This window comes from Pantoea sp. SM3, assembly GCF_000963995.1.
GTDB lineage: Bacteria > Pseudomonadota > Gammaproteobacteria > Enterobacterales > Enterobacteriaceae > Pantoea > Pantoea rwandensis_B.
Genome location: NZ_JZRD01000005.1, coordinates 1 through 26,395 on the forward strand (window position 1 = coordinate 1; position 26,395 = coordinate 26,395).

A 26,395-nucleotide genomic window follows, 5' to 3' on the forward strand; every position below is an offset into this window, starting at 1 on the left:
ACGGGGTTAGGTGGACTGAGTCCGGTACAATACCGAACTCAGTACCAACAGGCGATGCTGTAACTGTCCAGGTTAAGGGGTTCACTTCATATTGGGTGCCCTTTCACGCGAAGTAAGAAATTAGTGCTTTTGATTATCGCGTAGGTATTGCTCTGTGGACTCAATCTTTGCAATGCCAGCTTCGAGTATCGAGATGAACTGTCTGGCTACATCAGTAGTCAGCCAGTAGGTGGGGCCCACGTCAGCTTCTTCTTCTTTCTGATCCTGCGATGATAGCGAGTGCAGGCGGATCATCATGGCGTCATAACTGTCTACGGTGCTGATGTCCCATCCAACCAGCGGATGAGTCTGAATGACGTCTTTATTTCTGTCCATTATAACCTCCTTATTACTCGTTAAACGAAGTGCTTCTTGAGGTTCAATGCGGCTTTTCTTGCACTAGCGGAACAATTATAACATGAAACAGGCGGTACAATAGTTAAAACGTGTGGCGATTAAAAAGAGAACGATAATAAATGCGTTCAGAATGCGACTTTTGTCGAATAATAAAGTGCCCGGTGTGCTGGGCATTTATTCAATAGTCTGAACAGTGGCTATAGCGTAGTTATCGGCGGTGTTAAGGGAAAACTTTATGCCGAAAAAAGGGGAAGGCTTCAGGCTTGTTCTGCCGGAGGTACCTGACCATTACGCCGCTGAATCTCTTCTGCCAGCCGAGTAAAGTGCTGTTGTAACTGTGCGTCGTGGTTCTGATTTTGCGCTTCGAGCGACAGATTATGCACCAGTAACTGACTGGCGCGATCGTCGAGGCAGAACGTCAAACTGGCAAAGGCATTTTCCAGCACCGTTAAACGTCGCTGCTGTTCGGCAATTAATGCCAGCAATTCACCGAAGGTCATCGCCTCTTCTGGTTTTTCAGTAGTCATGTAAAACACCTCCCGTAAGCATGACGAGGCAAGGATAGGAGATCGTTAAACATGAGTCTAGATGCAGCGACTTTATCTGGCGAGAGGGAAATTAAAACAAAAAAACCGGGTGGCGAAACCCGGCAAAAACGGCACAGTGGCAGTTAATCAGTAATAAACCAGTCGTCTGCGCTTTCCCACGTTTCTTGTAAAATATCGCTAATGCGTTCGCGTGACGCTTTACAGCCACCAAATACGCTCAATTGATTGCCGCCCGCATAACGGACTTTGACATGGTGATCGTCATCGGGGAAATCACGGGAAATACGACGGGTGAGTTCGGCACTGAGTGCATCCAGTGCACCTGCGGGAAGGGGCTGAGTTTTCGCTACGGTAATTTCAACACGCATAAAAGCCTCCGGGATAATATACTGGTTATTTGTACAGTAAATTTATCCCGAAGGCAAGCTGTGCAATATTATTCTTTAATACGCCAGTTTAGGGTTTCACCTGCGAGGAACGGCACCAGCGTGTCATCGGCCACGTTGATGGTGTCCTGCACTGTCCAGGAGTCACGGACCAGCGTCAGTGTGCCCTCATTCAGCGGCAGCCCGTAGAAGTTCGGCCCGTTTTCTGAACAGAACGCTTCGAAATGTTCCAGCGCATTCAACTCTTCGAATACCGTGGCATAGGCAGGCAGTGATGTCGGTGCGTTAAACACGCCGGCACAGCCGCAGCTCGCCTCTTTCAGGTGACGCAGATGCGGTGCGGTGTCCGTACCGAGGAATACGCGACGATTGCCACTGGCCACCAGGCTGCGCAGTGCTTCCTGGTGAATGTTGCGTTTCAGAATTGGCAGGCAATAGAGATGAGGACGTACACCGCCCACCAACATGTGATTGCGGTTAAACATCAAATGCTGCGGCGTGATGGTGGCACCCAGCAGGTCGTTGCCCGCGGCCAGATATTCTGCCGCTTCTTTAGTGGTAATGTGTTCCATCACGACTTTCAGGGCAGGGAAGCGCTGACGCAGCGGTTCCAGCACGGTTTCGATAAAGCGCGCTTCGCGGTCAAAAATATCGATGTGCGAATCCGTGACTTCACCATGCACCAGCATCGGCATGCCGATCTGCTGCATACGGTCCAGCACGCTGGCGATAGAATCAATATTGGTGACGCCGTGGCTGGAGTTGGTGGTGGCATGCGCGGGATAGAGTTTCGCTGCGGTGAAGGTCCCGTTGCGGAAGCCACGCTCAATTTCATCCGGATCTAAGGAATCAGTGAGGTAGCAGGTCATCAGTGGCGTAAAAGCGTGTTCAGCAGGCAGCGCAGCCATAATGCGCTCGCGATAGGCAATGGCGGCCTCTACGCTGGTTACCGGTGGAACCAGGTTTGGCATGACAATCGCACGACCATTGACCGCACTGGTATAAGGCAGAACGGCATTGAGCATCGCGCCATCGCGCAGATGGATATGCCAATCGTCAGGGCGGCGAATCGTGATTTGCTGGGGTTGGGCTGTCATTCAAAAAGGCTCCGGCTGAGAAAAAACGAATGGGCACGTTTAGGCCGGGGAGTAATCATAAGGGTGTGAGCAACCGTTTGCACGGGATTTTATTGCCGGAAACAAAAACCGCACCCGAAGGTGCGGTGGTTGAGGTTAATCCGTAAACGGAATCACCAATTGTCCCGGCTTCACTTCAATGCCTTTGGCAAATTTCTTCGCCAGTGCTTCACCTTTGCTACGGTCTTCGCTTAGTACATAGGCAGGCTTCTCATTGAAGTAGCGTTTGAGAGACTCACTAAGATAAGGCGTCAGTGTTTTCATGATGGACGCCATCTTTTCTGGCTGTACTTGCGCGTCGACAATTTCAATATCATGCAGATAAATCGCGCCTTCCTGTGCATTGAAAATCGGCTGCGCTTTCATCTTGAGCTGCATCTCAGCCTGCTGCGGACCAAATAGCGAGCTGACGTTGATGTTTGCTTTGCCGGACAGGGTAATCTTGCCGGGTTCTTCACGACCAATCTGACTGGTGAGATCGCTGAGCACGATGTGTGCATTGACCAGCCCGGATACGCCGACGTCTTTTTCGAAGTTATTGCGCTTCTGCAGCGCTTGATTCACTTCCTGTTCGCTGATGGTGTATTGCGTCAATTGATTGCAGCCGCTCAACAGCACGGCTAAAAACAGGGCCAATAGCCCAGACATCGCCTTTTTCATAGATCCTCATCCTGAACGATACGGCAAAACAGCCATAGCCTGCCTGAAACCGGGCCAGGTGTCACCAGGAGAGGGATGAGAAACGCCGCAGCGTTTCTCATCGGACGGGGCTATGCCGCGATGGAAGAGAGCAGATTAATCTGGGTTTGCTTCGCCATATTGTCGCGGTAATCCGCGACGCGACTCGGCCATTCGATGCCTGCCACTAAGGTGAGCGAACGCAGGAGCGGAAACAGATTGATATCGTCTTCAGACAGTTCGCCATTCACGGCATTGGGTTTGACGATGAGCTTATCGAGCTGACGCAGGTCATCACTGATGTTTTTTATCAGCCCGGGTGCGTGTTTACGCAGCTCCGTGAAATCTCCGACGCTGGCCTGCTTTTTCTCACGGAAATAGCGACGCGCTGCCGGCGTGGCAAATTCCGCAAACGAGGCATCAGCGATGCGCGGAATCAGTAGCTTATTGATATAGCCGTTAACGCGGCGCAGCCATTCGCTGATGGCGGGGTTGTTTTTGCCGTTAAGCAGCGGCTCGCGATCCTGTTTATCCACCAGTCGAACAATGTCCATACTTTCTGGCATCGCACTGCCATCGGCTTTTTGCAGAATGGGCGCCATCTTCTGCCCGATGAGTTTTTTGGGCATCTGCTCATCGTCATTGAGCATAACGATCAATTCAACCGGCAGGTTCTTTAAGCCAAAAATCATGCGTGCTTTCACGCAGAAAGGGCAGTGATCGTAGATGTAGAGTTTCATCCCGTTTCTCCTGTGTAAATCTAAGGGTGACAAAGGTCACCCTTTTTCCGGACGTGCGGGAAGTATGGAAGAGATCCTTCGAAGGGGCAAACTAGCTGCTGAAGATGATCGGTGCCACCGGGCGCGGCTGGAACTGCCACCACAAGGCTAGCAGGGTGATGATGCCAACGCTGCTCAGCAACATCCAGGGCAGTTCAGGCAGAGCCAATTGCTGGCCCATATCGAACATCCACCCGCCACCGGAGTAGCCAATCAGACCGCCGATGGCCAGACCTAAACGACTGAATCCCATGTAACTGCCCCGCGCGCGTGAACTGGCCAACGATGCGCTGAGCGTCTCGCGTGCCGGTTCGGCGATGATGGAACCCAGGTAGAACACGCCGATTAACAAAAACAGCGAGGGCAGAGATTGGGCCATGCCGACAGGCAGCAGGCTAAAGGTCATCAGGAATAAACCCGCCATCAGCCGGGTTTCCAGCCGGAAGCGCTTTTCGCTCCAGCGGGCCAGCGGATAGAGCAGGCTGAGCGACAACATGGCCTCGATGGCGTACATCCATTTCACGGCGGCGGGTGCGCCAGCCACCTGATTCACCATCACCGGCAACATCAACATCACTTGCACGGCCAGAATGTAGTAGCCGGTCAACGTCAGCACATAAAGGCGGAAACGTTTATCCTGCCAGACGCGCTGCATACCTTCGCGCATCGCAATGCGTTCCGTTGAGATGCGCCACGCCGGTAACCACACAGCGTTAAATAGCGCCGCGGCGACAAACACCGCCGCACCTACCCAGCACACCAGACGGAAATCCCACGCCAGCAGCCAACTGCCAACCAGCGCACCCAGCACGGCGCCTGCGCTGTCCTGCATCATCAATAGCGAGAAGAAACGACCGCGCTCGCGAGCGCGTACCAGTTTCACCACCATGGCGCTACGGGGAGGATCAAACAGGGTGCCACCGAGGCCGGATAGCAAACAGGCCAGCCATAGCATCCAGGGTTGATGAGCCAGCGCCATGCAAGCGAATCCAGCTGCACGCATCAGCATTCCCGTCACGATCAGCGGACGCGCGCCGAAACGATCGGCAATCGCGCCGCCGAAAATGCCCAGTCCCTGCTGCACAAACTGACGCAAACCCAGCGCGATACCCACCATTAATGCCGCCCAGCCCAGCTGTTCAACGAAATGGATGGAAATCAGGGGGAATACCACGAAAAAGCCTAACACCACCAACATGTTATCGACTAAGAGGAATGTTTTACCGAGGCGTCGTGCCCGCGCTACCCGAGACATGCTTAATCCTGAGCAAGTGATGAGAAAAGTGACCAGTTGGTCTATTTTCCGCCTGCGCTGACGGGAAAGACAGCGTATCCAGGATGATATTTTTTCATCGAATGAGCAGAAAAATTAATCCTGATTAAGGATGAATCACGTTGTATGTTGTCGAGGGTTTTACCGTAGCGAAGGTGACGGTTATAGTGAGAAGTATCGCCTCCGGCGTACATCTTTCTTAAAGTTATTGATTTCAGGAGTCATGATGTTTGGCTATCGTTCTGCTGGACCCCGCGTGCGCCTGACTACCGAACGTTTGGTGGTCCGTTTAGTTCACGAGCGCGATGCCTGGCGATTGGCAGATTATTATGCAGAGAACCGCGTCTTCCTTAAACCCTGGGAGCCGGTGCGCGACGAAAGCCACTGCTACCCCTCAGGCTGGCAGGCACGCCTTGGGCTGATTGCAGATATGCATAAACAGGGCTCAGCCTACTATTTTGTGCTGATGGACCCGGAAGAGCATGAAGTGCGCGGTGTGGCCAATTTTAGCAACGTGCTGCGCGGTTCATTTCACGCTTGTTACCTCGGTTATTCATTAGGCGAAAAGTGGCAGGGGCAAGGCATGATGTTTGAAGCGTTGCAGTCAGCGATTCGCTACATGCAGCGGCAGCAACGCATTCACCGCATCATGGCCAACTATATGCCGCACAATCAGCGCAGCGGTGATTTGCTGGCACGTCTTGGGTTCGAGAAAGAGGGGTATGCCAAAGATTATTTGCTGATCGATGGACGCTGGCAGGATCACGTGTTGACCGCGTTGACCTGGCAGGAGTGGACCCCAGATCGTCGTGGACAATAATAAGGAAATACGCATGAAAATGGCTTTATCCGCGCATGCGCTGCGTGTGATCGGTTGCCTGCTAGAAAAGCAGGTCACCACTCCGGATCAATATCCACTTTCCCTCAATGGTGTGGTCACCGCCTGCAATCAAAAGTCCAACCGCGAACCAGTGATGAATCTGAGTGAAATGGAGGTGCAATCTCAACTTGATGAGCTGGTGAAGAAGCACCTGGTGACCTCCAACAACGGATTCGGTCAACGCGTCAGCAAGTATGAACAGCGCTTCTGTAACTCCGCATTCGGTCATTTGCAACTCAGCAGCGCGGAAGTGGCGGTACTGGCTTTGCTGTTCCTGCGCGGCGCACAAACGCCGGGTGAACTGCGCACCCGCAGTGGACGTTTGCATGAGTTCAGCGATATGAACGAGGTTGAGCAGACGCTAAACGGCTTAATCACCCGTGATGACGGTCCGATGGTGATACGCCTGGCACGCGAGCCGGGCAAACGCGAAAGCCGTTACATGCATCTGTTTGGCGGGGAAGTGGCTGAAGAGCCTGCCATGAGTGCGGATGAGAGGGACAGCGATGACCTGTTGAGCCGGGTTGCGCAGTTGGAACAGCAGGTGGCTCAACTGCAATCTCAACTGGAACAACTGCTGCAGAAGGAGCAATAACATGACGCTACGTATCGGTATTATTGGATTAGGCGGCATCGCGCAAAAAGCCTGGTTGCCGGTGTTGTCGCACGCCACCGACTGGCAGCTGGCAGGGGCATTTTCGCCGAATCAGGCTAAAGCCCAGCCGATTTGCGACAGCTACCGCATGCCATATTTCAGTCAGCTGGACGCGCTGGCGGCCGCCAGTGATGCGGTCTTTGTGCACAGCAGTACCGCCAGCCATTTTGAGGTGGTGCAGGCGTTGCTGCTGGCGGGCAAAGATGTTTGCGTGGATAAACCATTAGCCGAAACCCTGCAGCAGGCGGAAGCGCTGGTGGCTTTAGCGGAGAAGCACAAACGCAAACTGATGGTGGCGTTTAACCGTCGCTTTGCGCCACGCTATCAACAGTTGAAAGCGGAAATGCCGCGAGCGGCTTCACTGCGTATTGAAAAGCATCGCGCGGATAGCGTGGGTCCAGGGGATTTGCGCTTTACTCTGCTGGATGACTACCTGCACGTGGTGGATACGGCGCTGTGGCTGGCGGGGGGCAAACTGACGCGTGAGCAGGGCTTTATTGAAACCAATGAGGAGGGGGCGATGATGTACGCTGAACATCACTTCTCAGCAGGGGCGCTGCAAATCACCACCAGTATGCACCGTCGCGCCGGCACACAGCGCGAAGTGGTGAGCGCCATCTGCGACGGTGACTACATCGAAATTAATGAGATGCGTGACTGGCAGCAGGAGAATCTCGGCGGCTTACGCACCGATCCGGTAGCCTCCTGGCAAAGCCATCTTGTTCAGCGCGGTTTCAGCGTTGCAGCACAGCATTTTATCCAATGTGTACAAAATCAGACGATGCCTGAAACCAGCGGTGAACAGGCGCTGGCGGCGCAGCGTCTGGTGGAAAAACTGTGGCGCGATGCCGAACAGGAATAACCCCTTGTAACACTCAATGCTGGTCATTTCCCGCAGTGGCAGTAGACTATCGCCGGACATCAGCAGATGTCCGCGCTAAGTTGCTCATTTATCCGACACTTTTCAGGATGCGCCACTCAAAATGAATTTGTTGAAATCGCTGGCTGCGGTCAGTTCGATGACCCTTTTTTCCCGCGTGCTGGGCTTTGCCCGTGATGCCATTGTGGCACGCGTGTTCGGTGCCGGTATGGCTACCGATGCCTTCTTCGTGGCCTTTAAACTGCCCAATTTGCTGCGCCGTATCTTTGCGGAAGGCGCCTTTTCTCAGGCGTTTGTGCCCATTCTTGCTGAATACAAAAGCAAGCAGGGCGAAGAAGCCACGCGCGTATTTGTCGCCTACGTTTCCGGTTTACTGACGCTGGTGCTGGCGGTGGTGACGGTGCTCGGCATGATTGCCGCGCCCTGGGTGATTATGGTCACCGCACCCGGATTTGCCGATACCGCCGATAAGTTCGCACTGACCAGTTCACTGCTGCGCGTCACCTTTCCTTATATTCTGCTGATCTCTCTGGCGTCGCTGGCCGGTGCGATACTCAACACCTGGAATCGCTTCTCGGTTCCGGCATTTGCGCCGACGTTATTAAACATCAGCATGATTGGCTTTGCGGTATTTGCTGCCCCGCATTTCCATCCACCGGTGATGGCGCTGGCATGGGCTGTGGTCGTCGGTGGGGTGTTGCAACTGTTCTACCAGCTGCCGCACCTGAAGAAAATCGGCATGCTGGTGTTGCCGCGCCTCAACCTGCGTGACGCCGGCGTATGGCGCGTCATGCGCCAAATGGGACCGGCGATTCTTGGCGTCTCGGTGAGCCAAATCTCCTTGATCATCAACACCATTTTCGCCTCATTCCTCGTCTCGGGTTCAGTGTCGTGGATGTACTATGCCGACCGTCTGATGGAGTTCCCGTCGGGCGTATTAGGTGTAGCATTGGGCACGATTTTACTGCCATCGTTAGCGAAGAGTTTCGCCAGCGGTAATCATGATGAGTACTCGCGTCTGATGGATTGGGGCCTGCGCCTCTGCTTCCTGCTGGCCCTGCCGAGCGCCGTTGCTCTCGGAATCCTCTCTGGCCCGCTGACCGTGGCGTTGTTCCAGTACGGCAAATTTACCGCGTTCGATGCCGCCATGACGCAGCGTGCGCTGGTGGCGTATTCGGTAGGATTAATGGGGCTGATCGTGGTCAAAGTGCTGGCGCCCGGCTTCTATTCGCGTCAGGACATTAAAACCCCGGTGAAGATTGCGATTGTGACATTGATCATGACGCAGGTGATGAACCTGGCGTTTATCGGCCCGCTCAAACATGCCGGATTGTCGTTGTCGATCGGATTAGCGGCTTGTCTTAACGCCGCGCTGCTGTACTGGCAATTACGTAAACAGGATATCTTCCAGCCGCAGCCGGGTTGGTTTAGCTTCCTGGTGCGTCTGATGATTGCGGTTGTGGTCATGGCGGCAGCACTGCTGGGCATTCTGCATGTGATGCCGGCCTGGGAAGAAGGGCAGATGTGGTGGCGGTTACTGCGTCTGGCTGCAGTCTGCGCCATTGGCGGTGGGGCTTACTTTGTCATGCTGGGTCTGTTGGGCTTCCGCCCGAAAGATTTTGCCCGCCGTACGCTGGCATAAAAAAATCCCGCCTCGGCGGGATTTTTCTTTATTAACCTTTGCGGCTGAGCGTCGACTGACCTTTGCCTAACCCATCGGGACCGTAAAACGCCTGAGTCTGGTGCGGCTTCAGTATCGAGAGCGCATCATTGGTGAAGCTGATTTGATGCTGCAGCAGAATACCGTTATGAGTGTTGGTATCGCGCAAACGGCGGGTATGCTGCTGAATGCTCTGCCAGCGGCGTTCACGATCGCTGTGACCACCATAGGGCGCCTGAGTACCGAGTGATTTTTCGGTATTTCGGCGCATTTCGTCCAGATAATTCAACGTCGTCAGCAGCGCGCTTTTATCTTCTGATATGCGCTGCAACAGGTTGCCATTAACCTGGCCGGCAGACAGTTGCTGTTGCTCTTCATCCATCACCACAGTGAGTGAAGCCAGCACGTCCTGCATTTTATCTAAGGTGGTCAGCAGATTGTCCATTGGGATTAGTTACCCTCTAAATACGCCTTGGTATCGGCGATCAGCGCGTCGGCGATCTTACCGGTATCCATTTTCAGTTCGCCATTACGAATAGCGGTTTTCAGTTGTTCAACACGTGCAGTGTTGATGTCTTTGCTGCCCGGCTGCATTAACTGCGCCTGAGCCGTGCTCAACTTCACTTCGGCACCGCTTTCGCTGGTGCTGGCGTTGGTTGAAGCAGTCACGTTTTGGCGCACCTTGCCGTTGTTATCGTTGGTGTCGCGGGATTGTACAGTGCTCACCGGGCTTAAAGGCTGCGTTCTGTCGATGCTCATGGTCTTGCTCCTGTAAGGTCAGTTGAGGGTCAGTCAACTGAGTCAGCATAGGGTAATGTCTTTGTTGATATCTCTATCGGCAGAACAACAGGGTTCTTTAACGCTTTATAGCGATATCAGAATATTCCCATCCGCGTCGACGCGCCCACTGACAACCTGACCATTTCCCATGCGCACGCGCACCATTTGTGCCGCGCTGGCGTTGTTCAGCGCACGTCCTTCGCTACTGGCATTAAACCCGTTTCCGCTGGCTACCACCATCACATTTTGTCCTGCTTTAACCCGCCAGGGCTGACGCAACATCATCGCGGTCACCGGCTGTCCAGGCGGGATATCGCGCAGCGCAATCGCATCGGCCACGCTGTTGTTATCGAACAGGGCACGCGGAGGCAGTTCATCCAGACGCCCGGTCTCGAGACGAAAATCATTCGGGTCCAGGGTACTGCCACGTGCTACCTGACGGCTGGCAACTAAATATTGACCGGTCACCTGTACCTGAACCTGCAGGAAACGACGATTCTGATCGCAGCTGGCGGCAATGCTGAGATTGCCCCACTGGCGACTGTTGCCCGGCAGTTGTAACGCCGGCGCCTCGCAGGTCGGCCACTGCTCTTTGGGCGTGCGCACCACTACGGTCATCCCCGCGGCATGTTGCGGATCGCGCGCTTTAAAAAACTGCGTTAACTGTGCGGTCAGGTCCGCCGCATGGCCGGGCAGCGCGAAGGCCAACAACAACGTGGCCAGCAAAGGTAAAGATCTGCGCATAAACGCCTCCTGTCGAGAAGATGGCCTGAGTCTACTCTTCGCGCGAAAAATTCAATGTCAAAAATAGCCGTGATTTTTGCTGCTATTCAGACGATCGCCCTTGCATTTGTCCACTTAAGCTGTCAGCTCGAAATTCTCATTCGCGGAGGAAGCATGCTCGACAAACTCGATGCCGCGCTGCGATTTGGTACAGAAGCGTTAAATCTGCGTGCTCAGCGCCAGGAAATCCTGGCGTCCAATATTGCCAACGCCGATACCCCGGGCTACCAGGCGCGGGATATCGACTTTGCCAGCCAGCTGAGCAAGGTGATGGAAAACGGTCGCGCGGAGGGGAGCAGCATGGCGCTGAAAGTCACCTCTTCACGCCATATCGCCGCTGAAACCAACTCTCAGCCATCCATGGACCTGATGTACCGCATTCCCGATCAACCTGCCGCGGATGGCAACACCGTGGATATGGATCGTGAACGTACGCAGTTTGCTGATAACAGCCTGAAATACCAAACCGATCTCACCCTCATCAGTAGCCAAATCAAAGGCATGATGAGCGTTCTGCAGGGGCAATAACCATGGCATTGCTGAATATTTTTGATATCGCCGGTTCGGCGATGACCGCGCAATCACAGCGCCTCAACGTCAGCGCCAGTAACCTGGCCAACGCCGACAGTGTCACCGGGCCGGATGGTCAGCCTTATGTGGCAAAACAGGTGATATTCCAGACCGATGCCGCCCCTGGCGCGGCGACCGGTGGCGTCAAAGTCGCGGGCGTGGTGAACGATCCTACCCCGGCCAAATTGGTGTATGACCCAGGTAATCCGATGGCGGATGAGAAGGGTTACGTCAAGATGCCAAACGTCGATGTCGTATCAGAAACCGTTAACACCATGTCAGCGTCCCGCAGCTATCAGGCCAACGTCGAAGTGTTGAACACGGTGAAATCAATGATGATGAAAACCCTGACGATGGGTCAATAACGGAGCACGAACATGAGCGTAGCAGTCGGCGTTAATGCCAATCTTGACCCAACGGTACTGAGTTCGTCCAGTTCAACAGGGACGGGAAACAGTGCTCAGGACTTGCAGAACCAATTCCTGACCATGCTGGTGACGCAGTTGCAGAACCAGGATCCCACCAACCCAATGGACAACAGCCAGCTCACTACTCAGCTGGCGCAGATTAACACCCTGAGCGGCATTGAGAAGCTGAATACCACGTTGGGTTCTATCTCTGGTCAGCTCACCACCAGCCAGTCACTGCAGAGTACGACGCTGATTGGACATGGTGTGATGATTGATGGCAGCCAGATCCTGGTTGGCAGTGGTACCACGACCCCATTCGGGGTGGAGTTGAGTACCGCCTCTACCGCCACCACCGCGACCATCAAAGATTCGAACGGCACTGTGGTTCGCACTGTCGACTTGGGCGCATTGACGTCCGGCGTTCACGCCTTCTCCTGGGACGGCAAAGACGCGAATGGCACGACAGTGGCTGATGGCAAATATTCTGTATCGATTGCCGCCAGTAATGGCAGCACACAATTGGTGGCACAACCGCTTAATTACGCTTACGTGAATGGCGTGAGTACGGTGAATAACACCTCAAAACTGGACCTCGGCACCATGGGCTCCGCCACTCTTGATGAAGTTCGTCAGATTCTCTAATTCAATTTTAGCAGGAGACACGTTATGTCTTTTTCTCAAGCTGTCAGTGGTATGAATGCGGCCTCCAGTAACCTGGATGTCATTGGTAACAACATCGCCAACTCCGCGACCGCGGGTTTCAAATCCAGCACCATTTCGTTCGCAGATATGTTTGCTGGTTCCAATATCGGTATGGGTACCAAGGTCGCTGCGGTTATTCAGAACTTCAACGACGGTACCACGACCTCAACCAGCCGTGGTCTGGACGTGGCACTGAGCGGTAACGGTTTCTTCCGTATGACCGATGCTGCGGGTAGCGTGTACTACTCTCGTAATGGTCAGTTCACGCTGGATGCCAACCGTAACCTGGTGAACACCCAGGGCATGAGCGTGACCGGCTATCCGGCAACCGGTACCCCGCCGACCATTCAGACGGGTGCAAACCCGGTGGCATTGAGCGTACCGACGACGCAGATGTCGGCGCGCGCGACCACGACGGCCGGTTTGGTGTCTAACCTGAACTCCACAGATAGCGTGCCAACAGTGGCAACCTTCAGCGCGTCAGACGTCGATAGCTACAACGCCAAAAGCACCGTCACTGTGTATGACTCACAGGGTAACGATCATGCTCTCGACCTCTATTATGTGAAAACCAGTGATAACAACTGGGCTGTGCACGCGATTGATTCCACTACTGGAACGTCAGCAGGTGATTTCTCGATGACCTTTGACTCCAACGGTAAGCTGCAATCTATCACAAGCGGCGGGACAACCACCGCAGGCGCAACCACTGTTGGCTTGACTATTCAGGGATCTAATGGTGCTGCGGCTAATCAGGCCATCACTTTGAGCGTACTTGGAAGCCAGCAACAAAACACCGGCACCACGTCATTCGGAAACCCAACGCAGGATGGTTATGCGCCGGGCGACCTGACCAGCTACGCCATCAACGATGACGGCACCATTACCGGTACCTATTCGAACCAGAAAACTCAGCTGCTGGGTCAAATCGTTCTGGCCAGCTTCTCTAACCCGGAAGGCCTGAAGTCAGAAGGCGATAACGTCTGGTCTGCGACCAACTCTTCGGGTCAGGCGGCAATCGGCCTGGCAAACACCGGCACTTACGGTTCACTGACTTCAGGTGCACTGGAAGCCTCCAACGTCGATCTGAGTAAAGAGCTGGTCAACATGATCGTTGCACAACGTAACTATCAGGCGAACAGCCAGACGATTAAAACGCAGGATCAGATCCTCAACACCCTGATCAACTTACGTTAATTCGCTAACGGGATTGCATTATGGATCACGCAATATATACCGCGATGGGCGCCGCCAGTCAGACGATGGAACAACAATCGGTGACCGCCAGCAACCTCGCCAACGCCTCAACGCCGGGCTTCCGCGCCCAGCTCAACGCGTTGCGCGCGGTGCCGGTCAACGGCTGGTCCCTGCCGACGCGCACCTTAGTGGCTGCCTCAACGCCGGGTGCCGATATGACGCCAGGCGCCATGGACAACACCGGACGCCCGCTCGATGTGGCGGTACAGCAAGATGGCTGGCTGGCGGTGCGTACCGCTGACGGTTCTGAAGCCTATACCCGCAACGGCAACATGCAGATCAGCTCGACCGGTATTTTGACCATTCAGGGCAATCCCGTGATGGGCGATGGCGGTCCAATCGCCATTCCACAAGGCTCCGAGCTGACTATCGCGGCTGACGGTACCATCACCTCGCGTAATGCGGGTGATGCGCCAAACGCCACGGTGCAGATTGGCAAGCTGAAGCTGGTTAAGGCCACGGGCAAAGAGTTACAGCGCGGTGACGACGGTATGTTCCGTCCAACCCAGGCGACGCAGGCGACACGCGGTGCGGCTCTAGCGCCTGATGCAACGGTCGCCGTTATGCCAGGCGTGCTGGAAGGCAGCAACGTTAAGCCAGTGGAAACCATGGTCGACATGATCGCCAACGCCCGACGTTTCGAGATGCAGATGAAAGTCATCACTAACGTCGATGAAAACGAACAAAAAGCCAATCAACTGCTCAACATGAGCAGCTAAGGCGTAAGGAAAACAACATGATTCGTTCTTTATGGATCGCTAAAACCGGCCTTGACGCCCAGCAAACCAATATGGACGTCATTTCGAACAACCTTGCGAACGTTTCAACCAACGGATTTAAACGTTCGCGTGCCGTGTTCGAAGACCTGATGTATCAGACGCTGCGTCAGCCGGGCACGCAGTCATCGGAACAGACTACATTGCCTTCAGGCTTGCAGATTGGTACCGGTGTGCGCCCAGTGACCACCGAGCGTCTGCATACCCAGGGCAACCTGTCGCAGACCAGCAACTCAAAAGACGTGGCGATCAACGGTCAGGGTTATTTCGAAGTGCAGATGCCAGACGGTACCTCTTCATATACGCGTGACGGTTCATTCCAGGTGGATCAGAACGGTCAGCTGGTGACCAACGCCGGCTATCCGGTTCAGCCTGGGATCACTATCCCGGCGAACGCCACCAGCATCACCATCTCGCGTGACGGTGTGGTGAGCGTGACACAGCAGGGGCAGACCAACCCAGCGCAGGTGGGACAGTTGACGCTGAGCACCTTTATGAACGATGCAGGCCTCGATAGCCTGGGTGAAAACCTCTATCAGGAAACGCAGGCATCCGGTGCGGCGACGCAGAGTACGCCAGGCCAGAACGGCGCGGGTTTGCTGTATCAGGGTTATGTTGAAACCTCTAACGTCAACGTGGCGGAAGAGTTGGTCACCATGATTCAGACGCAGCGTGCTTATGAAATCAACAGCAAAGCGATCACCACCTCTGATCAGATGCTGCAGAAATTAACCCAGGTTTAATCTGGGGTCGTTGGGCCAGCCTGGCTGGCCCGATTAAGAACATGAATAAGGTCAGAACTCCGTGGCGAAGCAAGTGATTCTCAAGCCTGGGCATTGGTTAGTAGCCACGCTGCTACTGACATTAAACGGTTGTGCGTTAGTCCCGCGTACGCCTCTGGTGCAGGGTGCCACAACGGCAGAACCCACGCCTTCCGCACCGCCAGTGGTAAACGGTTCTATTTTCCAGGGCGTTGCGCCACTGAACTACGGCTATCAGCCGCTGTTCGAAGACCGCCGTCCACGTAACATTGGCGATACCCTGACGATTACGCTGCAAGAGAATGTCAGCGCCAGCAAAAGTTCTTCAGCTAATGCGAGCCGTGATGGCAGCAACAGCTTTGGCGTGAGCACTGTGCCAACCGGCCTGAGCGGTCTGGTCGGCGCCGCCGGTGAGAAAGCCGGTCTGGATGCCAATGGTAAAAATGACTTCGCTGGCAAAGGTGGCGCAACGGCCAATAACACCTTTACCGGCACCATCACCGTCACCGTGAATCAGGTGTTGTCGAATGGCAACCTGCGCGTGGTCGGTGAGAAACAGATCGAAATTAACCAGGGAACCGAATTTATTCGCTTCTCCGGTGTGGTTAACCCACGCACCATCAGCGCCAGCAACGCCGTGTTGTCAACGCAGGTGGCCGATGCACGTATTGAGTATGTCGGAAACGGGTATATCAATGAGGCGCAAACCATGGGCTGGTTCCAGCGTTTCTTCCTGAACGTGTCGCCGATGTAATCGAGGTAATGATGAAAATGAACACTCTGCTGCGTCTGAGCCTGAGCCTGCTGCTCGGTGTCAGTCTCATGGCCCAGGCTGACCGCATTCGCGATCTGACATCCGTGCAGGGCGTGCGCGAAAACCAGCTGATCGGTTACGGCCTGGTGGTGGGGCTTGATGGGACAGGTGACCAGACAACGCAAACCCCGTTTACCACCCAGACGGTAAGCAACATGCTGTCGCAGCTCGGTATTACCGTGCCCACTGGTACTAATATGCAGTTGAAAAACGTGGCGGCGGTGATGGTCACGGCGAAGCTGCCGTCGTTTGCGCGGCAGGGGCAGAATATTGACGTAGTGGTCTCTTCGCTGGGTAACGCCAAAAGCCTGCGCGGTGGCACGCTGTTAATGACGCCGATGAAAGGGGTCGATAACCAGGTGTACGCGCTGGCGCAGGGAAATATTCTGGTGGGCGGTGCAGGTGCATCTGCAGGCGGCAGCAGTGTGCAGGTTAACCAGCTAAACGGTGGCCGCATTACTAATGGTGCAACGGTAGAGCGCGAGCTGCAAAGTAACTTTGGCAGCCAAAACACCATCAATCTCCAATTGAATACTGAAGATTTCACCATGGCGCAGCGTATTGCCGATGCGATTAATAGCCGTGGCGTGGGTTCAGCGCAGCCACTTGATGCGCGTACCGTGCAGATTCGCGTTTCACCCAACAACAGTTCACAGGTGCGCCTGCTGTCAGAAATCCAGAATATAGACGTTTCCGTGCCGGTTGAAGATGCCAAAGTCATCATCAACTCGCGTACCGGTTCGGTGGTCATGAACCGCGAGGTAACGCTCAATACCTGTGCTGTGGCGCAAGGCAACTTGTCGGTGACAGTGAATCAGCAGCAGAACGTCAGCCAGCCGAACACGCCGTTCGCCGGTGGACAAACCGTGGCGACGACGCAGACGCAGATCGACTTGCGCCAGAGCGGCGGAGCCTTGCAGCGTGTTAACGCCAGCGCCAACCTTAATAACGTGGTCCGTGCCCTTAACGCCCTGGGCGCAACGCCGATTGAGCTGATGTCGATTCTGCAGTCGATGCAAAGTGCAGGCTGTCTGCGCGCCAAACTGGAAATCATCTGATGACCGATACGCAATCGCTGATGAGTGCGGCTTATGACAGCCGCTCACTGAACAATCTGAAACGCGAAGCCGCCGCCGACCCGAAAGGGAAGGCGCTGCAAGTGGCAAAACAGGTTGAGGGAATGTTCGTACAGATGATGTTGAAGAGCATGCGTGAAGCGTTGCCGCAGGATGGCATCTTCAGCAGCGACTCAACAAAGATGTACACCTCAATGTACGATCAGCAGATTGCGCAGGAAATCGGTAAACGCGGGCTGGGTATGGCGGATTTGATCGTCAAACAGATGCAGCCCGCGCAAGAGCCTGATGAAACCGCTGGCACGGTTCCGATGAAGCTGGATAACAGCTTCATTTATAGCAATCTGCCTTCCAATCAACTGGAGCAGATGGTACGCAAAGCGGTGCCGCGTCTGCCGGTCTCGCCGTCCAGCTTCCCAGCGGATAGCAACGACTTTATTGCCCAGTTATCCCAACCCGCGCAGGCCGCGAGTCAGCAGAGTGGTATTCCTCATCACTTGATCCTTGCCCAGGCGGCGCTGGAATCGGGTTGGGGACAACGCCAGATTCTGACGCGCGACGGCAAGCCGAGCTATAACGTGTTTGGCATCAAGGCCGGTGGTGACTGGAAGGGCGCAACCACCGACATCATGACCACCGAATATGAAGGTGGCGTGGCGAAGAAAGTGCGTGCCACCTTCCGTGTGTATGGTTCCTATATGGAAGCACTCAGCGACTACGTCAAACTGCTGTCCAATAACCCGCGCTATGCCGCCGTTGCCAACGCCGCAACGCCGGAGCAGGGCGCACGAGCCCTGCAGGCAGCGGGCTATGCCACCGATCCGAAATATGCGCAGAAATTGGTGGGAATGATCCAGCAATTCAAAAACATGGGCGAAAAAGTCGTGAAGGCTTACAGCCAGGATATTACCGATTTGTTCTGATTTTTTACCTCAAGTTTCACTTAAGCACGCCGATAACCATCATAAGCTGCGGGCGTTTTAGCCCGCCCAATCGCACTGATGACTGCCAGCCCGGTTAACGGGAAATAAAGGAACCGAGATGTCCAGCATAATTAACTCAGCGATGAGTGGGCTGAGCGCCGCACAGGCCGCATTAAGCACCACCAGTAACAACATCAGCAACTACACGGTAGCGGGTTACTCACGTCAGACCACCATTCTGTCGCAGGCCAATAGCACCCTGCAGGGCAACAGCTACTATGGCAATGGCGTGACGCTGAATGGCGTGCAGCGTGAATATGATGAGTTTGTTACTGCTCAGTTGCGCGGATCCAGTGCCAATTACAGCGCGGTGAACACCCAATACAGTCAGATTTCAAACATTGATGACCTGCTGTCGACATCGACCACCAGCCTTTCAACGTCGATTCAAAGCTTCTTTACCAATGTGCAAAACGTCGTAAGCAATGCAAACGATCCGTCTGCACGTCAATCAATGCTGAGCTATGCCCAGGGGTTGGTCAATCAGTTCCAGACCACGGCGCAGTACTTGAATAATATGCAAACCAGCGTGAATACGGACATTGCGTCCAACGTTGACCAGATTAACACCTACACCAGCCAGATTGCCGACCTCAACACCCAGATCGCAAAACTCACCACCGGCAACGGTGCTGCACCGAACGATCTGCTGGATCAACGCGATCAGTTGGTGAACAACCTCAATAACATCGTTGGGGTAAACGTCTCTCAGCAAGATGGTAGCTATATCGTCTCGATGGGGAGTGTCACTCTGGTTAACGGCAAAAACTCGACTAATTTGGTCGCGATGCCTTCCAGCGCCGATAACTCGCGTATCACTGTCGGTTATGTCGACAAGCAAGCGGGTAATGTCGAAATTCCTGAAAAAACCCTGACGACCGGTTCACTGGGTGGTTTGCTGGCGTTCCGCACGCAGGATTTAGATACCGCACAGAATCAGCTTGGCCAGTTAGCGGCAGCCTTCACCACCAGCTTTAACGCCGTGCAAACTGCAGGTTATGACAGTAACGGCGATCAGGGCACGAAATTCTTCAACATCGGCTCACCGAACGTAGTGAGTAATAGCAAAAATACGTCCACTGCAACGGTGACCGCAGAATGGTCTGATACCAGTGCACTTAAAGCCTCTAACTACTCCATGAGCTATGACAGCGCCAGCAGTACCTGGTCTGTGACTCGCTTGTCTGACAACGTGAAATTTAGCGTTACGCCTGATGCGACAGACGGCACCCTGAGCTTTGATGGTCTGAAACTAACCGTTAGCGGCACGCCTGATAATAAAGATAGTTTCCTGGTAAAACCGGTCCAGAACGTGATTAGCAGTATGTCTGTGGCTATCACGGATGAATCGCAAATCGCGGCTGCATCCAGTGCGACCAGTGGCGAAAGTGACAACACCAACGCCCAAAAAATGCTGGATTTGCAGGATGCGAAGTTGGTTAACGGCAACGCAACGATTGCGCAAGCGTATGCCAGCATCGTCAGCACGGTGGGTAACAAAACCAGCACACTGGAAACGGCCAGTACCACGCAGAAAAACGTGGTCGATCAACTTACCGACCGTCAGCAGTCGGTCTCAGGGGTGAACCTTGATGAAGAGTACGCCAACCTGACCAAATATCAGCAGTTTTATATGGCGAATGCGCAGGTATTGCAAACCGCCAGCACGATTTTCAATGCGCTGATGGACATCCGCGGCTAAGCATAGAGGATAAAAACCATGCGTCTTAGTACCAATATGATTTTTGACCAGCAGGTGCGCGGGATTACTGACTCGCAATCTTCCTGGTTAAAAGTGGGCGAACAGCTTTCCAGTGGTCGTCGTGTTAACAACCCATCGGATGATCCGATTGCGGCCTCTCGTGCCGTGGTGCTGTCGCAGTCTCAAGCGAAAAGTACCCAATATGCGACAGCGCGTAGTTTCGCGGATCAAAGCTTGTCGATGGAAGAGAATGCGCTTAAAGGCGCGACCAGTAGCATTCAGGATGCACAAACCCTGATTGTTTATGGCTCTACCGGCACACTTAGCGATGATGACCGTGCCTCTATCGCCACCCAGCTGGAAGGTATTCGCGCCCAATTGCTCAATCAGGCCAACAGCCAGGATGGTAATGGTCGCTATATCTTTGCCGGATACAAAACCGATACGGCGCCATTCACCGATACTGCCGGCACTGGCGTGAGCTATGTGGGCGGCGATCAGGCTATCACGCAGAAAGTCGATGATGGCCGCACAATGGATGTGAGCAGCACGGGATCTTCTGTGTTCATGTCGATTACCAGCAATGCGAAAGCTGAGCCAGATGGAACGGCGAGCGAGACCAATGTCTTTAATATGCTCGACAGTGCCATTGCGGCCCTCAAAGTGCCACAAGACAATGCGGATGATGCGACCAAACAAACGTTCCAGGATGCGATGGATAAAACCAACCGTGGCCTCAGTAATTCTCTGAACAATGTTTTGACCGTGCGTTCTGCAGTCGGTACACAGTTGTCAGAGCTCGACACGCTGAATGCGCAGGGTGACGATCGCGATACTATTATGACCTCGCAAATGAGTGATTTGGTGGATGTCGATTACACCTCCGCCATTTCCAGTTACACCATGCAACAGACAGCACTGCAAGCGTCTTACAAGACTTTCACTGATATGTCGAAGATGTCACTGTTCCAGCTGAATTCATAAGATCTGACTTGAAAATTTGAGCGTGCTTAAACCGGGCGCGCTTAGTTTCTCCCACTGCCTTTTGGGGCCGTGGGATTTTTTTTGCCTGTCATTTCGTCGCACAGTTCATCTCGCCTGCCTCATGCGGAGCAGTGATCTGTTTGCATACTCTGCCAGATCACCGCCTCTTCGCACCTGCCTCATGCGGAGCAGCGCTCTGTTTGTGTCATCTGTCAGTTCACTACCTCTTCGCACCTGTCTCCTGCGGAGCAGCGGTCTGTTTGTGTCATCTGCCAGTTCACTACCTCTTCAGACCTGCCTCATGCGAAGCAGCGCTCTGTTTGTGTCATCTGCCAGTTCACTACCTCTTCGCACCTGCCTAATGCGGTGCAGCGGTCTTTTTGTGTACTCTGCCAGATCACCACCTAATGCTGCGAAAGAGCAGGATCAACAGGCAATAAAAAACCCCGAACCAGTCGGGGTTTTGTTAATGCTGATTAGCGACTAAGACTTAAACGCTTTCCGGACGTGTTGCCGGTGCCGTCGCCTGATGCGTGGCGCTATGGCCGCCCGCAGAACCACGGCCTTCAAAGTCAAACGGTGGGCGAACCCAATCGCTGTGACGAACGACTTCTGGCTCCCATGCCGGAGCAGGTGCTTTGGTCATCGGCGCCGTGGCGTGATGCTTCCAGCGGGTTTCAGCGTTGCTCACTGCGGTGTCACGTGCAGCAACAGGCGCATGCGGTTCAGTCACCGGTGCAGCAGGCGCTTCAGCAGCAACTGGTGTAGCCAGTACTTCTTCCACTTGCGCTGCAACAGCTGGCTCAACTTCAGAAGGCGCTTGCTCAGCCGCTGCAACAGCAGGCTCAACTTCAGCAGGCGCTTGCGCTGCTGCTACAACTGCTTCGCTTGCCTGTGGTGCGGCAGTTTCCGCAGCAGGAACCGCTTCAGCCGGTGTCACTTCAGTAGCAGAAACCGTTTCAGTCGATGCAGGCGCCACTTCAGCAGCAGGTGCCATTTCAGACGATGCAGCAGCAACATCCGCAGCCGGTGCGACGTCAGCCTGAACATCTTCGACTTCATTAGTGATGGCAGTTTCAGCCGGTGCCGTTGTCACTTCATCGGCCGGTACGGCTTCAGCAGCGGTTTGTTGTGCAATCTGCTCAACAGCGGCAGAAATCACGGCAGGCTCTTCGTTGACAGGCGCAGCGATTGGGGTCAGATCATCGGTGTTCACCACTGGCACTTCAGTATGTGCCTGTGGCTCAGACTGATGAACAGCCTCTTGCGCTGCTGGCTGAGCAACCTGTTCTGCTGCTGCCGCAACCGGCAGTGCGTCCGCTTCACCGGTATGTTGATAGCTGTAATCTGGCATTTCGTTCAGCGCTTCCTGAGAGGAGAACTGATCGTGGGCCTGGGCAACCGGGTAGGTAATCCAGACCTTGCCGGATGCCATCTCTGGAGAAGACGCAGCCGATTCCAGCGGCATGGCTGATTGCGTTGGGTAACGCTCATCACGATAGCGACGACGACGTTGGCCGCTCACGCGCAGATGACGTGGTGAACGACGTGAGCGACGCGGCATGTTGGCGCTATCACGGTTCTCGTTATCATCCTGTTCATCCTGAGCGACTTCAGATTGCTCATTGAATGCAGCGCGCTGTGCATTTTCTACAACCGCTTCAGTGGCTGCGGGTGCCGGGTTAGCTGCCGCCACTTCGCCGGTATCACCCACACGCACGCGCTGGGTCAGTTGACGCTGTTTACGACGTGGCATGACCTGCACACGCTCTTCTTCCTGCGCAACGTTTTCATCAGCGATATCGGTCTGAGCAACGGCTTCAGCGACTTTCTGATCCTGCTGCTGATTACGTTTCTCATCCTGACGACGACGCTGGCGTTCAGCACGCTGCTCACGACGCTGTTGCTGCTGCTCATCACGCTGCTGCAGCTGCTCATCGGTCAGCGCTGGACGTTCACCACGAGGCTCGTTCTGACGCTTGTTACGGCGATTGTCCTGATTGTCACGCGGCTCGCGGGCTTCACGTGGTTCACGCGATTCGCGTGGCTCACGAGCTTCACGCGGTTCACGGCCTTCGCGACCCTGAGCATTTTCACCGTTGCGCGGAGTGCGATCGCGACGATTATTGCTACGACGGTTGTTGCGGCGGTCACCACGCTGCTGATTGTTCTCACTTTCAGCGGCTTTCTCTTCTGGTTTAGCTTCAACAGGTGCAGCAGCAGGTGCATCGCCAGCAAACAGTTTTTTCAAACCGCCCAACAGGCGAGCGACAAAGCCAGTGCTGGCAACGGCAGGCGCCGCGGCAGCTGCTGCTGGTTTTGCATCCGCTTTAACCGCAGAACGGCTCTCTTTCTCCACTTCAACCGGCGCAGGCGGCGCATCAGGCATCACAAAGGCGGCCAGAGCTGGCTGCTCAGGACGACGACGTTCGGCATGCTCTTCTTCCGAAGGCAGCGCCATCTCGGCTTCATGCAGTTTCGGCAGGTGGTAAGACAGTGTCTGCGTCTCTTCGCCTTTGCGCACGCGCAGCACAGAGTAATGTGGCGTTTCCATCTGATCGTTTGGCACGATGATGGCACGCACGCCACCCTGGCGTTTCTCGATCGCACTGACTGCATCACGTTTTTCGTTCAGCAGGTAAGAGGCGACGGGCACAGGTACAATCGCATGCACTTCTTTGGTGTTGTCTTTCAGCGCTTCTTCTTCAATCAGACGCAAGATAGACAGCGAGAGCGATTCGTTATCACGGATGGTGCCGGTGCCGCTACAACGTGGGCAGACGTGATGGCTGGATTCACCCAATGATGGGCTAAGACGCTGACGCGACATTTCCAGCAGACCGAAACGTGAAATGTGACTGATTTGAATGCGTGCACGATCCTGACGAACCGCTTCACGCAGACGGTTTTCAACCGCGCGCTGGTGTCGAACCGGTGTCATGTCGATGAAGTCGATGACGATCAGGCCGCCGAGGTCGCGCAGGCGCAACTGACGAGCGATTTCATCAGCCGCTTCGAGGTTAGTATTGAAGGCCGTCTCTTCGATGTCGCCACCGCGTGTTGCACGGGCGGAGTTGATATCGATGGCGGTCAGCGCTTCGGTGCTGTCGATAACAATCGAGCCACCGGAAGGCAAGCGCACTTCACGCTGGAATGCAGATTCAATCTGCGACTCAATTTGGTAGTGGCTGAACAGCGGGATTTCACCGGTGTACAGTTTGATTTTGCTGCTGAAGTCCGGGCGGCCGAGCGCAGCAATATGCTGACGCGCCAGCTCCAGTACTTTCGGGTTATCAATGAGAATCTCACCAATATCCTGACGCAGATAGTCTCGGAAGGCACGCACGATGACGTTGCTTTCCTGGTGGATCAGGAATGGGGCAGGGCGGCTATCCGCAGCTTTTTTGATCGCTTCCCAGTGCTTCAGTCGGAAACTCAGGTCCCACTGCAGCGATTCGGCAGATTTGCCAACGCCTGCGGTACGCACGATCAAGCCCATGCCGTCTGGCAGTTCCAGTGCGGACAGCGCTTCTTTCAGTTCGGTACGATCGTCACCTTCGATACGGCGGGAAATACCCCCGGCACGCGGGTTATTCGGCATCAGGACTAAATAGCTACCGGCCAGAGAAATGAAGGTGGTTAAGGCCGCACCTTTATTTCCACGCTCCTCTTTATCGATTTGCACGATAACTTCCTGACCTTCACGCAACACCTCTTTGATGTTTGGACGGCCGTGTGCGTTGTAATTAGCAGGGAAGTATTCGCGGGAAATTTCTTTCAGAGGGAGGAAACCGTGACGTTCAGCACCGTAATCGACAAATGCCGCTTCAAGGCTGGGTTCAACACGGGTGATTTTACCTTTGTAGATATTGGCTTTTTTCTGCTCGTGTCCGGGGCTTTCGATATCCAGATCGTACAGACGTTGGCCGTCAACAAGGGCAACGCGCAACTCTTCCTGCTGAGATGCGTTAATTAACATTCTTTTCATCGTGACTTACTCGTTATTCTCACATGAGTGATGTAGCTGCGGGCATCGTTACCCTGGACGAGAATCAACCGATGGCCCCGTGTCTTAATGCACTGACGTCAACCTCACGGCTGTCGTCGGCTAAAGGGGCGCAAATCTTGTCGGTGGCCTGTTTTTCATAAGGAAAAACAGCGCCTGAAGGTGGAATAGCTATAGAAAATTCAGAAATCCACACATCCCAGTCTGTCGTCCAGGCTGCAACCCGCAGCCCGCTAAGTGCCTGATTTAACATTACGTCTTACGCCATTGCTGCGTGTCCGTTCAATCCGGCAAAATGACTTATTTCGCTCTTTTTTCCTGCCTGAATTTTTCCAGGGCAGAAACCCCTGCATTATTCCATTGCTCACTCACATATAGCAAGGCGACTTTTGCCGAGCTGTGAAGTTTGTGCATCCTTAACCTGTTCATTTGCAGGGCTTAACATCGCATCGGTGAAAAAGTCATCATTATGGCCTTTTTCCGGAGCGACAAAGAGAGAGTTAAGCACAGAAAAAGGGGTGGCGCTATCCAGGGACACTATTTAGAATCGCCGCCATGAAAACAGAGAATCCCGGCGTACTTTATGTCGCCATTACGGCTGAAAATGCCGAACAACGTATCGATAACTTTTTGCGCACTCAGCTCAAGGGCGTGCCGAAAAGTATGATTTATCGCATCTTGCGTAAAGGCGAGGTGCGCGTAAATAAAGGGCGCGTGAAACCCGAATACAAACTACAGGCGGGGGATGAAGTCCGTATTCCTCCGGTGCGCGTGGCCGAGCGTGAAGAGCAAGCAGTATCACCGAAACTCGATAAGGTTGCCGCGCTGGCGAACGCCATTCTGTATGAAGACGATCATCTGCTGGTGCTGAACAAGCCATCGGGTACCGCCGTACATGGTGGTAGCGGTCTTAGCTTTGGTGTGATTGAAGGCCTGCGCGCGCTGCGTCCTGAAGCCCGTTTCCTCGAACTGGTTCATCGTCTTGACCGTGATACTTCCGGTATTTTGCTGGTGGCAAAAAAACGTTCTGCGCTGCGTTCGCTGCACGAGCAGTTACGTGAAAAAGGCATGCAGAAAGATTATCTGGCGCTGGTGCGCGGTGACTGGCCTTCACATTTGAAAGTGGTGCAGGCACCGTTGCTGAAAAATATTTTGCAAAGCGGTGAGCGCGTGGTGCGCGTCAGTGCGGAAGGCAAGCCATCCGAAACCCGTTTCAAAGTGGAAGAGCGTTTTGGATTCGCCACCCTGGTGAAAGCCAGTCCGGTGACCGGGCGCACGCACCAGATCCGTGTGCACACGCTGCATGGTGGCCATCCTATCGCCTTTGACGATCGCTATGGCGATCGGGACTTTGATCGTCAGCTCGCATCAACGGGCCTGGCGAGGTTGTTCCTGCATGCTGCAGCGCTGACCTTTACCCATCCGAATACCGGGGAAGTCCTGCGAATGGAAGCGCCGCTGGATAATGCACTGAAACACTGCCTGGCGCAGCTGCGTCAGAAAAAAGCCTGATTTTCCGG

Annotated in this window: 28 protein-coding genes; 16 read left to right on the plus strand and 12 right to left on the minus strand. The window is 54.3% G+C overall.

Features of this window, described 5'->3' with window-relative positions; genetic code table 11:
• Positions 1–120: 120 nt before the first annotated feature.
• From bssS to mdtH, 7 genes are all read right to left on the minus strand, one after another.
• Positions 121–375 (minus strand): biofilm formation regulator BssS, encoded by a 255-nt coding sequence (bssS, locus tag VI01_RS02275; protein WP_013508627.1) that lies wholly within the window; start codon positions 373–375, stop codon positions 121–123.
• A 278-nt stretch (positions 376–653) separates the two neighbouring features.
• On the minus strand, positions 654–923 hold the full coding sequence (locus VI01_RS02280; protein WP_038647637.1) for a hypothetical protein: 270 nt from the start codon (positions 921–923) through the stop codon (positions 654–656).
• Positions 924–1,066: 143 nt separating this feature from the next.
• Complete coding sequence (gene dinI / locus VI01_RS02285; RefSeq protein WP_034820137.1) at positions 1,067–1,312, minus strand: DNA damage-inducible protein I; 246 nt, start codon at positions 1,310–1,312, stop codon at positions 1,067–1,069.
• A 68-nt stretch (positions 1,313–1,380) separates the two neighbouring features.
• Positions 1,381–2,427 carry a dihydroorotase gene (gene pyrC, locus VI01_RS02290; protein ID WP_045813850.1) on the minus strand — a complete coding sequence of 349 codons (1,047 nt, stop codon included), beginning with the start codon at positions 2,425–2,427 and terminating at the stop codon, positions 1,381–1,383.
• Positions 2,428–2,562: 135 nt separating this feature from the next.
• Positions 2,563–3,126, minus strand: coding sequence for a lipoprotein (locus VI01_RS02295; protein WP_045813851.1), 564 nt, complete (start codon positions 3,124–3,126; stop codon positions 2,563–2,565).
• 110 nt (positions 3,127–3,236) lie between these two features.
• Complete coding sequence (gene grxB / locus VI01_RS02300; RefSeq protein WP_045813852.1) at positions 3,237–3,884, minus strand: glutaredoxin 2; 648 nt, start codon at positions 3,882–3,884, stop codon at positions 3,237–3,239.
• Between the two features lie 91 nt (positions 3,885–3,975).
• On the minus strand, positions 3,976–5,178 hold the full coding sequence (gene mdtH / locus VI01_RS02305; protein WP_045813853.1) for a multidrug efflux MFS transporter MdtH: 1,203 nt from the start codon (positions 5,176–5,178) through the stop codon (positions 3,976–3,978).
• A 244-nt stretch (positions 5,179–5,422) separates the two neighbouring features.
• Between mdtH and rimJ the strand changes: the two genes are divergently transcribed.
• From rimJ to murJ, 4 genes are all read left to right on the plus strand, one after another.
• Positions 5,423–6,016, plus strand: coding sequence for a ribosomal protein S5-alanine N-acetyltransferase (gene rimJ, locus VI01_RS02310; protein ID WP_045813854.1), 594 nt, complete (start codon positions 5,423–5,425; stop codon positions 6,014–6,016).
• Between the two features lie 13 nt (positions 6,017–6,029).
• Entirely contained in the window at positions 6,030–6,671 is a 642-nt protein-coding gene (locus tag VI01_RS02315) for a DUF480 domain-containing protein (RefSeq protein ID WP_045813855.1), read from the plus strand.
• Position 6,672: 1 nt separating this feature from the next.
• Complete coding sequence (locus tag VI01_RS02320; protein ID WP_045813856.1) at positions 6,673–7,593, plus strand: Gfo/Idh/MocA family protein; 921 nt, start codon at positions 6,673–6,675, stop codon at positions 7,591–7,593.
• A 121-nt stretch (positions 7,594–7,714) separates the two neighbouring features.
• Positions 7,715–9,253 (plus strand): murein biosynthesis integral membrane protein MurJ, encoded by a 1,539-nt coding sequence (murJ, locus tag VI01_RS02325; protein ID WP_045813857.1) that lies wholly within the window; start codon positions 7,715–7,717, stop codon positions 9,251–9,253.
• Positions 9,254–9,284: 31 nt separating this feature from the next.
• Here murJ and flgN read toward each other — a convergent pair whose 3' ends face one another.
• The 3 genes from flgN to flgA form a co-directional block, all read right to left on the minus strand.
• Positions 9,285–9,716, minus strand: coding sequence for a flagellar export chaperone FlgN (gene flgN, locus VI01_RS02330; RefSeq protein ID WP_038647618.1), 432 nt, complete (start codon positions 9,714–9,716; stop codon positions 9,285–9,287).
• A gap of 5 nt (positions 9,717–9,721) precedes the next feature.
• The gene (gene flgM, locus VI01_RS02335; protein ID WP_038647616.1) at positions 9,722–10,030 is read right to left on the minus strand and encodes a flagellar biosynthesis anti-sigma factor FlgM; all 309 of its coding nucleotides are present in this window, start codon (positions 10,028–10,030) and stop codon (positions 9,722–9,724) included.
• A 105-nt stretch (positions 10,031–10,135) separates the two neighbouring features.
• A complete protein-coding gene (gene flgA / locus VI01_RS02340) occupies positions 10,136–10,795 on the minus strand; it encodes a flagellar basal body P-ring formation chaperone FlgA (RefSeq protein WP_045813858.1) in 660 nt (219 codons plus the stop codon).
• Between the two features lie 153 nt (positions 10,796–10,948).
• Here flgA and flgB point away from each other — a divergent pair, with 153 nt between their 5' ends.
• From flgB to flgL, 11 genes are all read left to right on the plus strand, one after another.
• Complete coding sequence (gene flgB, locus VI01_RS02345) at positions 10,949–11,362, plus strand: flagellar basal body rod protein FlgB (RefSeq protein WP_034830667.1); 414 nt, start codon at positions 10,949–10,951, stop codon at positions 11,360–11,362.
• Between the two features lie 2 nt (positions 11,363–11,364).
• A complete protein-coding gene (gene flgC / locus VI01_RS02350) occupies positions 11,365–11,769 on the plus strand; it encodes a flagellar basal body rod protein FlgC (RefSeq protein ID WP_034830669.1) in 405 nt (134 codons plus the stop codon).
• A gap of 12 nt (positions 11,770–11,781) precedes the next feature.
• On the plus strand, positions 11,782–12,456 hold the full coding sequence (gene flgD / locus VI01_RS02355; RefSeq protein WP_045813859.1) for a flagellar hook assembly protein FlgD: 675 nt from the start codon (positions 11,782–11,784) through the stop codon (positions 12,454–12,456).
• A gap of 24 nt (positions 12,457–12,480) precedes the next feature.
• Positions 12,481–13,713, plus strand: a complete 1,233-nt coding sequence (gene flgE / locus VI01_RS02360; RefSeq protein WP_045813860.1) for a flagellar hook protein FlgE — start codon at positions 12,481–12,483, stop codon at positions 13,711–13,713.
• A gap of 20 nt (positions 13,714–13,733) precedes the next feature.
• A complete protein-coding gene (locus tag VI01_RS02365; protein WP_034830676.1) occupies positions 13,734–14,492 on the plus strand; it encodes a flagellar basal body rod protein FlgF in 759 nt (252 codons plus the stop codon).
• Positions 14,493–14,509: 17 nt separating this feature from the next.
• A complete protein-coding gene (gene flgG / locus VI01_RS02370) occupies positions 14,510–15,292 on the plus strand; it encodes a flagellar basal-body rod protein FlgG (RefSeq protein ID WP_034830678.1) in 783 nt (260 codons plus the stop codon).
• Positions 15,293–15,353: 61 nt separating this feature from the next.
• On the plus strand, positions 15,354–16,064 hold the full coding sequence (locus tag VI01_RS02375) for a flagellar basal body L-ring protein FlgH (protein WP_034830679.1): 711 nt from the start codon (positions 15,354–15,356) through the stop codon (positions 16,062–16,064).
• Between the two features lie 11 nt (positions 16,065–16,075).
• A complete protein-coding gene (locus VI01_RS02380; RefSeq protein WP_045813994.1) occupies positions 16,076–17,182 on the plus strand; it encodes a flagellar basal body P-ring protein FlgI in 1,107 nt (368 codons plus the stop codon).
• A complete protein-coding gene (gene flgJ, locus VI01_RS02385) occupies positions 17,182–18,123 on the plus strand; it encodes a flagellar assembly peptidoglycan hydrolase FlgJ (RefSeq protein ID WP_034830681.1) in 942 nt (313 codons plus the stop codon). Before VI01_RS02380 ends, flgJ begins: the two co-directional genes overlap by 1 nt.
• A 118-nt stretch (positions 18,124–18,241) precedes the next feature.
• Positions 18,242–19,885, plus strand: a complete 1,644-nt coding sequence (gene flgK, locus VI01_RS02390) for a flagellar hook-associated protein FlgK (RefSeq protein ID WP_038647608.1) — start codon at positions 18,242–18,244, stop codon at positions 19,883–19,885.
• Between the two features lie 18 nt (positions 19,886–19,903).
• Positions 19,904–20,869, plus strand: coding sequence for a flagellar hook-associated protein FlgL (gene flgL, locus VI01_RS02395; protein WP_034830684.1), 966 nt, complete (start codon positions 19,904–19,906; stop codon positions 20,867–20,869).
• Between the two features lie 490 nt (positions 20,870–21,359).
• On the opposite strand, the gene rne is transcribed toward flgL, so the two are convergent.
• Positions 21,360–24,857 (minus strand): ribonuclease E, encoded by a 3,498-nt coding sequence (gene rne / locus VI01_RS02400; RefSeq protein WP_045813861.1) that lies wholly within the window; start codon positions 24,855–24,857, stop codon positions 21,360–21,362.
• A 64-nt stretch (positions 24,858–24,921) separates the two neighbouring features.
• On the minus strand, positions 24,922–25,128 hold the full coding sequence (locus tag VI01_RS25290; protein WP_141399045.1) for a hypothetical protein: 207 nt from the start codon (positions 25,126–25,128) through the stop codon (positions 24,922–24,924).
• Positions 25,129–25,430: 302 nt separating this feature from the next.
• On the opposite strand from VI01_RS25290, the gene rluC reads away from it, so the two are divergent.
• Positions 25,431–26,387, plus strand: coding sequence for a 23S rRNA pseudouridine(955/2504/2580) synthase RluC (gene rluC / locus VI01_RS02405; protein WP_045813862.1), 957 nt, complete (start codon positions 25,431–25,433; stop codon positions 26,385–26,387).
• Positions 26,388–26,395 lie beyond the last annotated feature (8 nt).

Excerpts from the sequence above, each read along its gene's own strand:
- mdtH (WP_045813853.1), bottom strand. The coding sequence starts at position 5,178 with ATGTCTCGGGTAGCGCGGGCACGACGCCTCGGTAAAACATTCCTCTTA.
- dinI (WP_034820137.1), bottom strand. The coding sequence starts at position 1,312 with ATGCGTGTTGAAATTACCGTAGCGAAAACTCAGCCCCTTCCCGCAGGT.
- VI01_RS02320 (WP_045813856.1), top strand. The coding sequence starts at position 6,673 with ATGACGCTACGTATCGGTATTATTGGATTAGGCGGCATCGCGCAAAAA.
- VI01_RS02380 (WP_045813994.1), top strand. The coding sequence starts at position 16,076 with ATGAAAATGAACACTCTGCTGCGTCTGAGCCTGAGCCTGCTGCTCGGT.
- VI01_RS02365 (WP_034830676.1), top strand. The coding sequence starts at position 13,734 with ATGGATCACGCAATATATACCGCGATGGGCGCCGCCAGTCAGACGATG.
- VI01_RS02280 (WP_038647637.1), bottom strand. The coding sequence starts at position 923 with ATGACTACTGAAAAACCAGAAGAGGCGATGACCTTCGGTGAATTGCTG.
- rluC (WP_045813862.1), top strand. The coding sequence starts at position 25,431 with ATGAAAACAGAGAATCCCGGCGTACTTTATGTCGCCATTACGGCTGAA.
- bssS (WP_013508627.1), bottom strand. The coding sequence starts at position 375 with ATGGACAGAAATAAAGACGTCATTCAGACTCATCCGCTGGTTGGATGG.
- flgL (WP_034830684.1), top strand. The coding sequence starts at position 19,904 with ATGCGTCTTAGTACCAATATGATTTTTGACCAGCAGGTGCGCGGGATT.
- flgC (WP_034830669.1), top strand. The coding sequence starts at position 11,365 with ATGGCATTGCTGAATATTTTTGATATCGCCGGTTCGGCGATGACCGCG.
- pyrC (WP_045813850.1), bottom strand. The coding sequence starts at position 2,427 with ATGACAGCCCAACCCCAGCAAATCACGATTCGCCGCCCTGACGATTGG.
- flgA (WP_045813858.1), bottom strand. The coding sequence starts at position 10,795 with ATGCGCAGATCTTTACCTTTGCTGGCCACGTTGTTGTTGGCCTTCGCG.
- murJ (WP_045813857.1), top strand. The coding sequence starts at position 7,715 with ATGAATTTGTTGAAATCGCTGGCTGCGGTCAGTTCGATGACCCTTTTT.
- flgG (WP_034830678.1), top strand. The coding sequence starts at position 14,510 with ATGATTCGTTCTTTATGGATCGCTAAAACCGGCCTTGACGCCCAGCAA.
- flgJ (WP_034830681.1), top strand. The coding sequence starts at position 17,182 with ATGACCGATACGCAATCGCTGATGAGTGCGGCTTATGACAGCCGCTCA.
- VI01_RS02315 (WP_045813855.1), top strand. The coding sequence starts at position 6,030 with ATGAAAATGGCTTTATCCGCGCATGCGCTGCGTGTGATCGGTTGCCTG.
- flgB (WP_034830667.1), top strand. The coding sequence starts at position 10,949 with ATGCTCGACAAACTCGATGCCGCGCTGCGATTTGGTACAGAAGCGTTA.
- flgE (WP_045813860.1), top strand. The coding sequence starts at position 12,481 with ATGTCTTTTTCTCAAGCTGTCAGTGGTATGAATGCGGCCTCCAGTAAC.
- rimJ (WP_045813854.1), top strand. The coding sequence starts at position 5,423 with ATGTTTGGCTATCGTTCTGCTGGACCCCGCGTGCGCCTGACTACCGAA.
- flgK (WP_038647608.1), top strand. The coding sequence starts at position 18,242 with ATGTCCAGCATAATTAACTCAGCGATGAGTGGGCTGAGCGCCGCACAG.
- VI01_RS25290 (WP_141399045.1), bottom strand. The coding sequence starts at position 25,128 with ATGTTAAATCAGGCACTTAGCGGGCTGCGGGTTGCAGCCTGGACGACA.
- rne (WP_045813861.1), bottom strand. The coding sequence starts at position 24,857 with ATGAAAAGAATGTTAATTAACGCATCTCAGCAGGAAGAGTTGCGCGTT.
- flgM (WP_038647616.1), bottom strand. The coding sequence starts at position 10,030 with ATGAGCATCGACAGAACGCAGCCTTTAAGCCCGGTGAGCACTGTACAA.
- VI01_RS02295 (WP_045813851.1), bottom strand. The coding sequence starts at position 3,126 with ATGAAAAAGGCGATGTCTGGGCTATTGGCCCTGTTTTTAGCCGTGCTG.
- grxB (WP_045813852.1), bottom strand. The coding sequence starts at position 3,884 with ATGAAACTCTACATCTACGATCACTGCCCTTTCTGCGTGAAAGCACGC.
- flgN (WP_038647618.1), bottom strand. The coding sequence starts at position 9,716 with ATGGACAATCTGCTGACCACCTTAGATAAAATGCAGGACGTGCTGGCT.
- flgD (WP_045813859.1), top strand. The coding sequence starts at position 11,782 with ATGAGCGTAGCAGTCGGCGTTAATGCCAATCTTGACCCAACGGTACTG.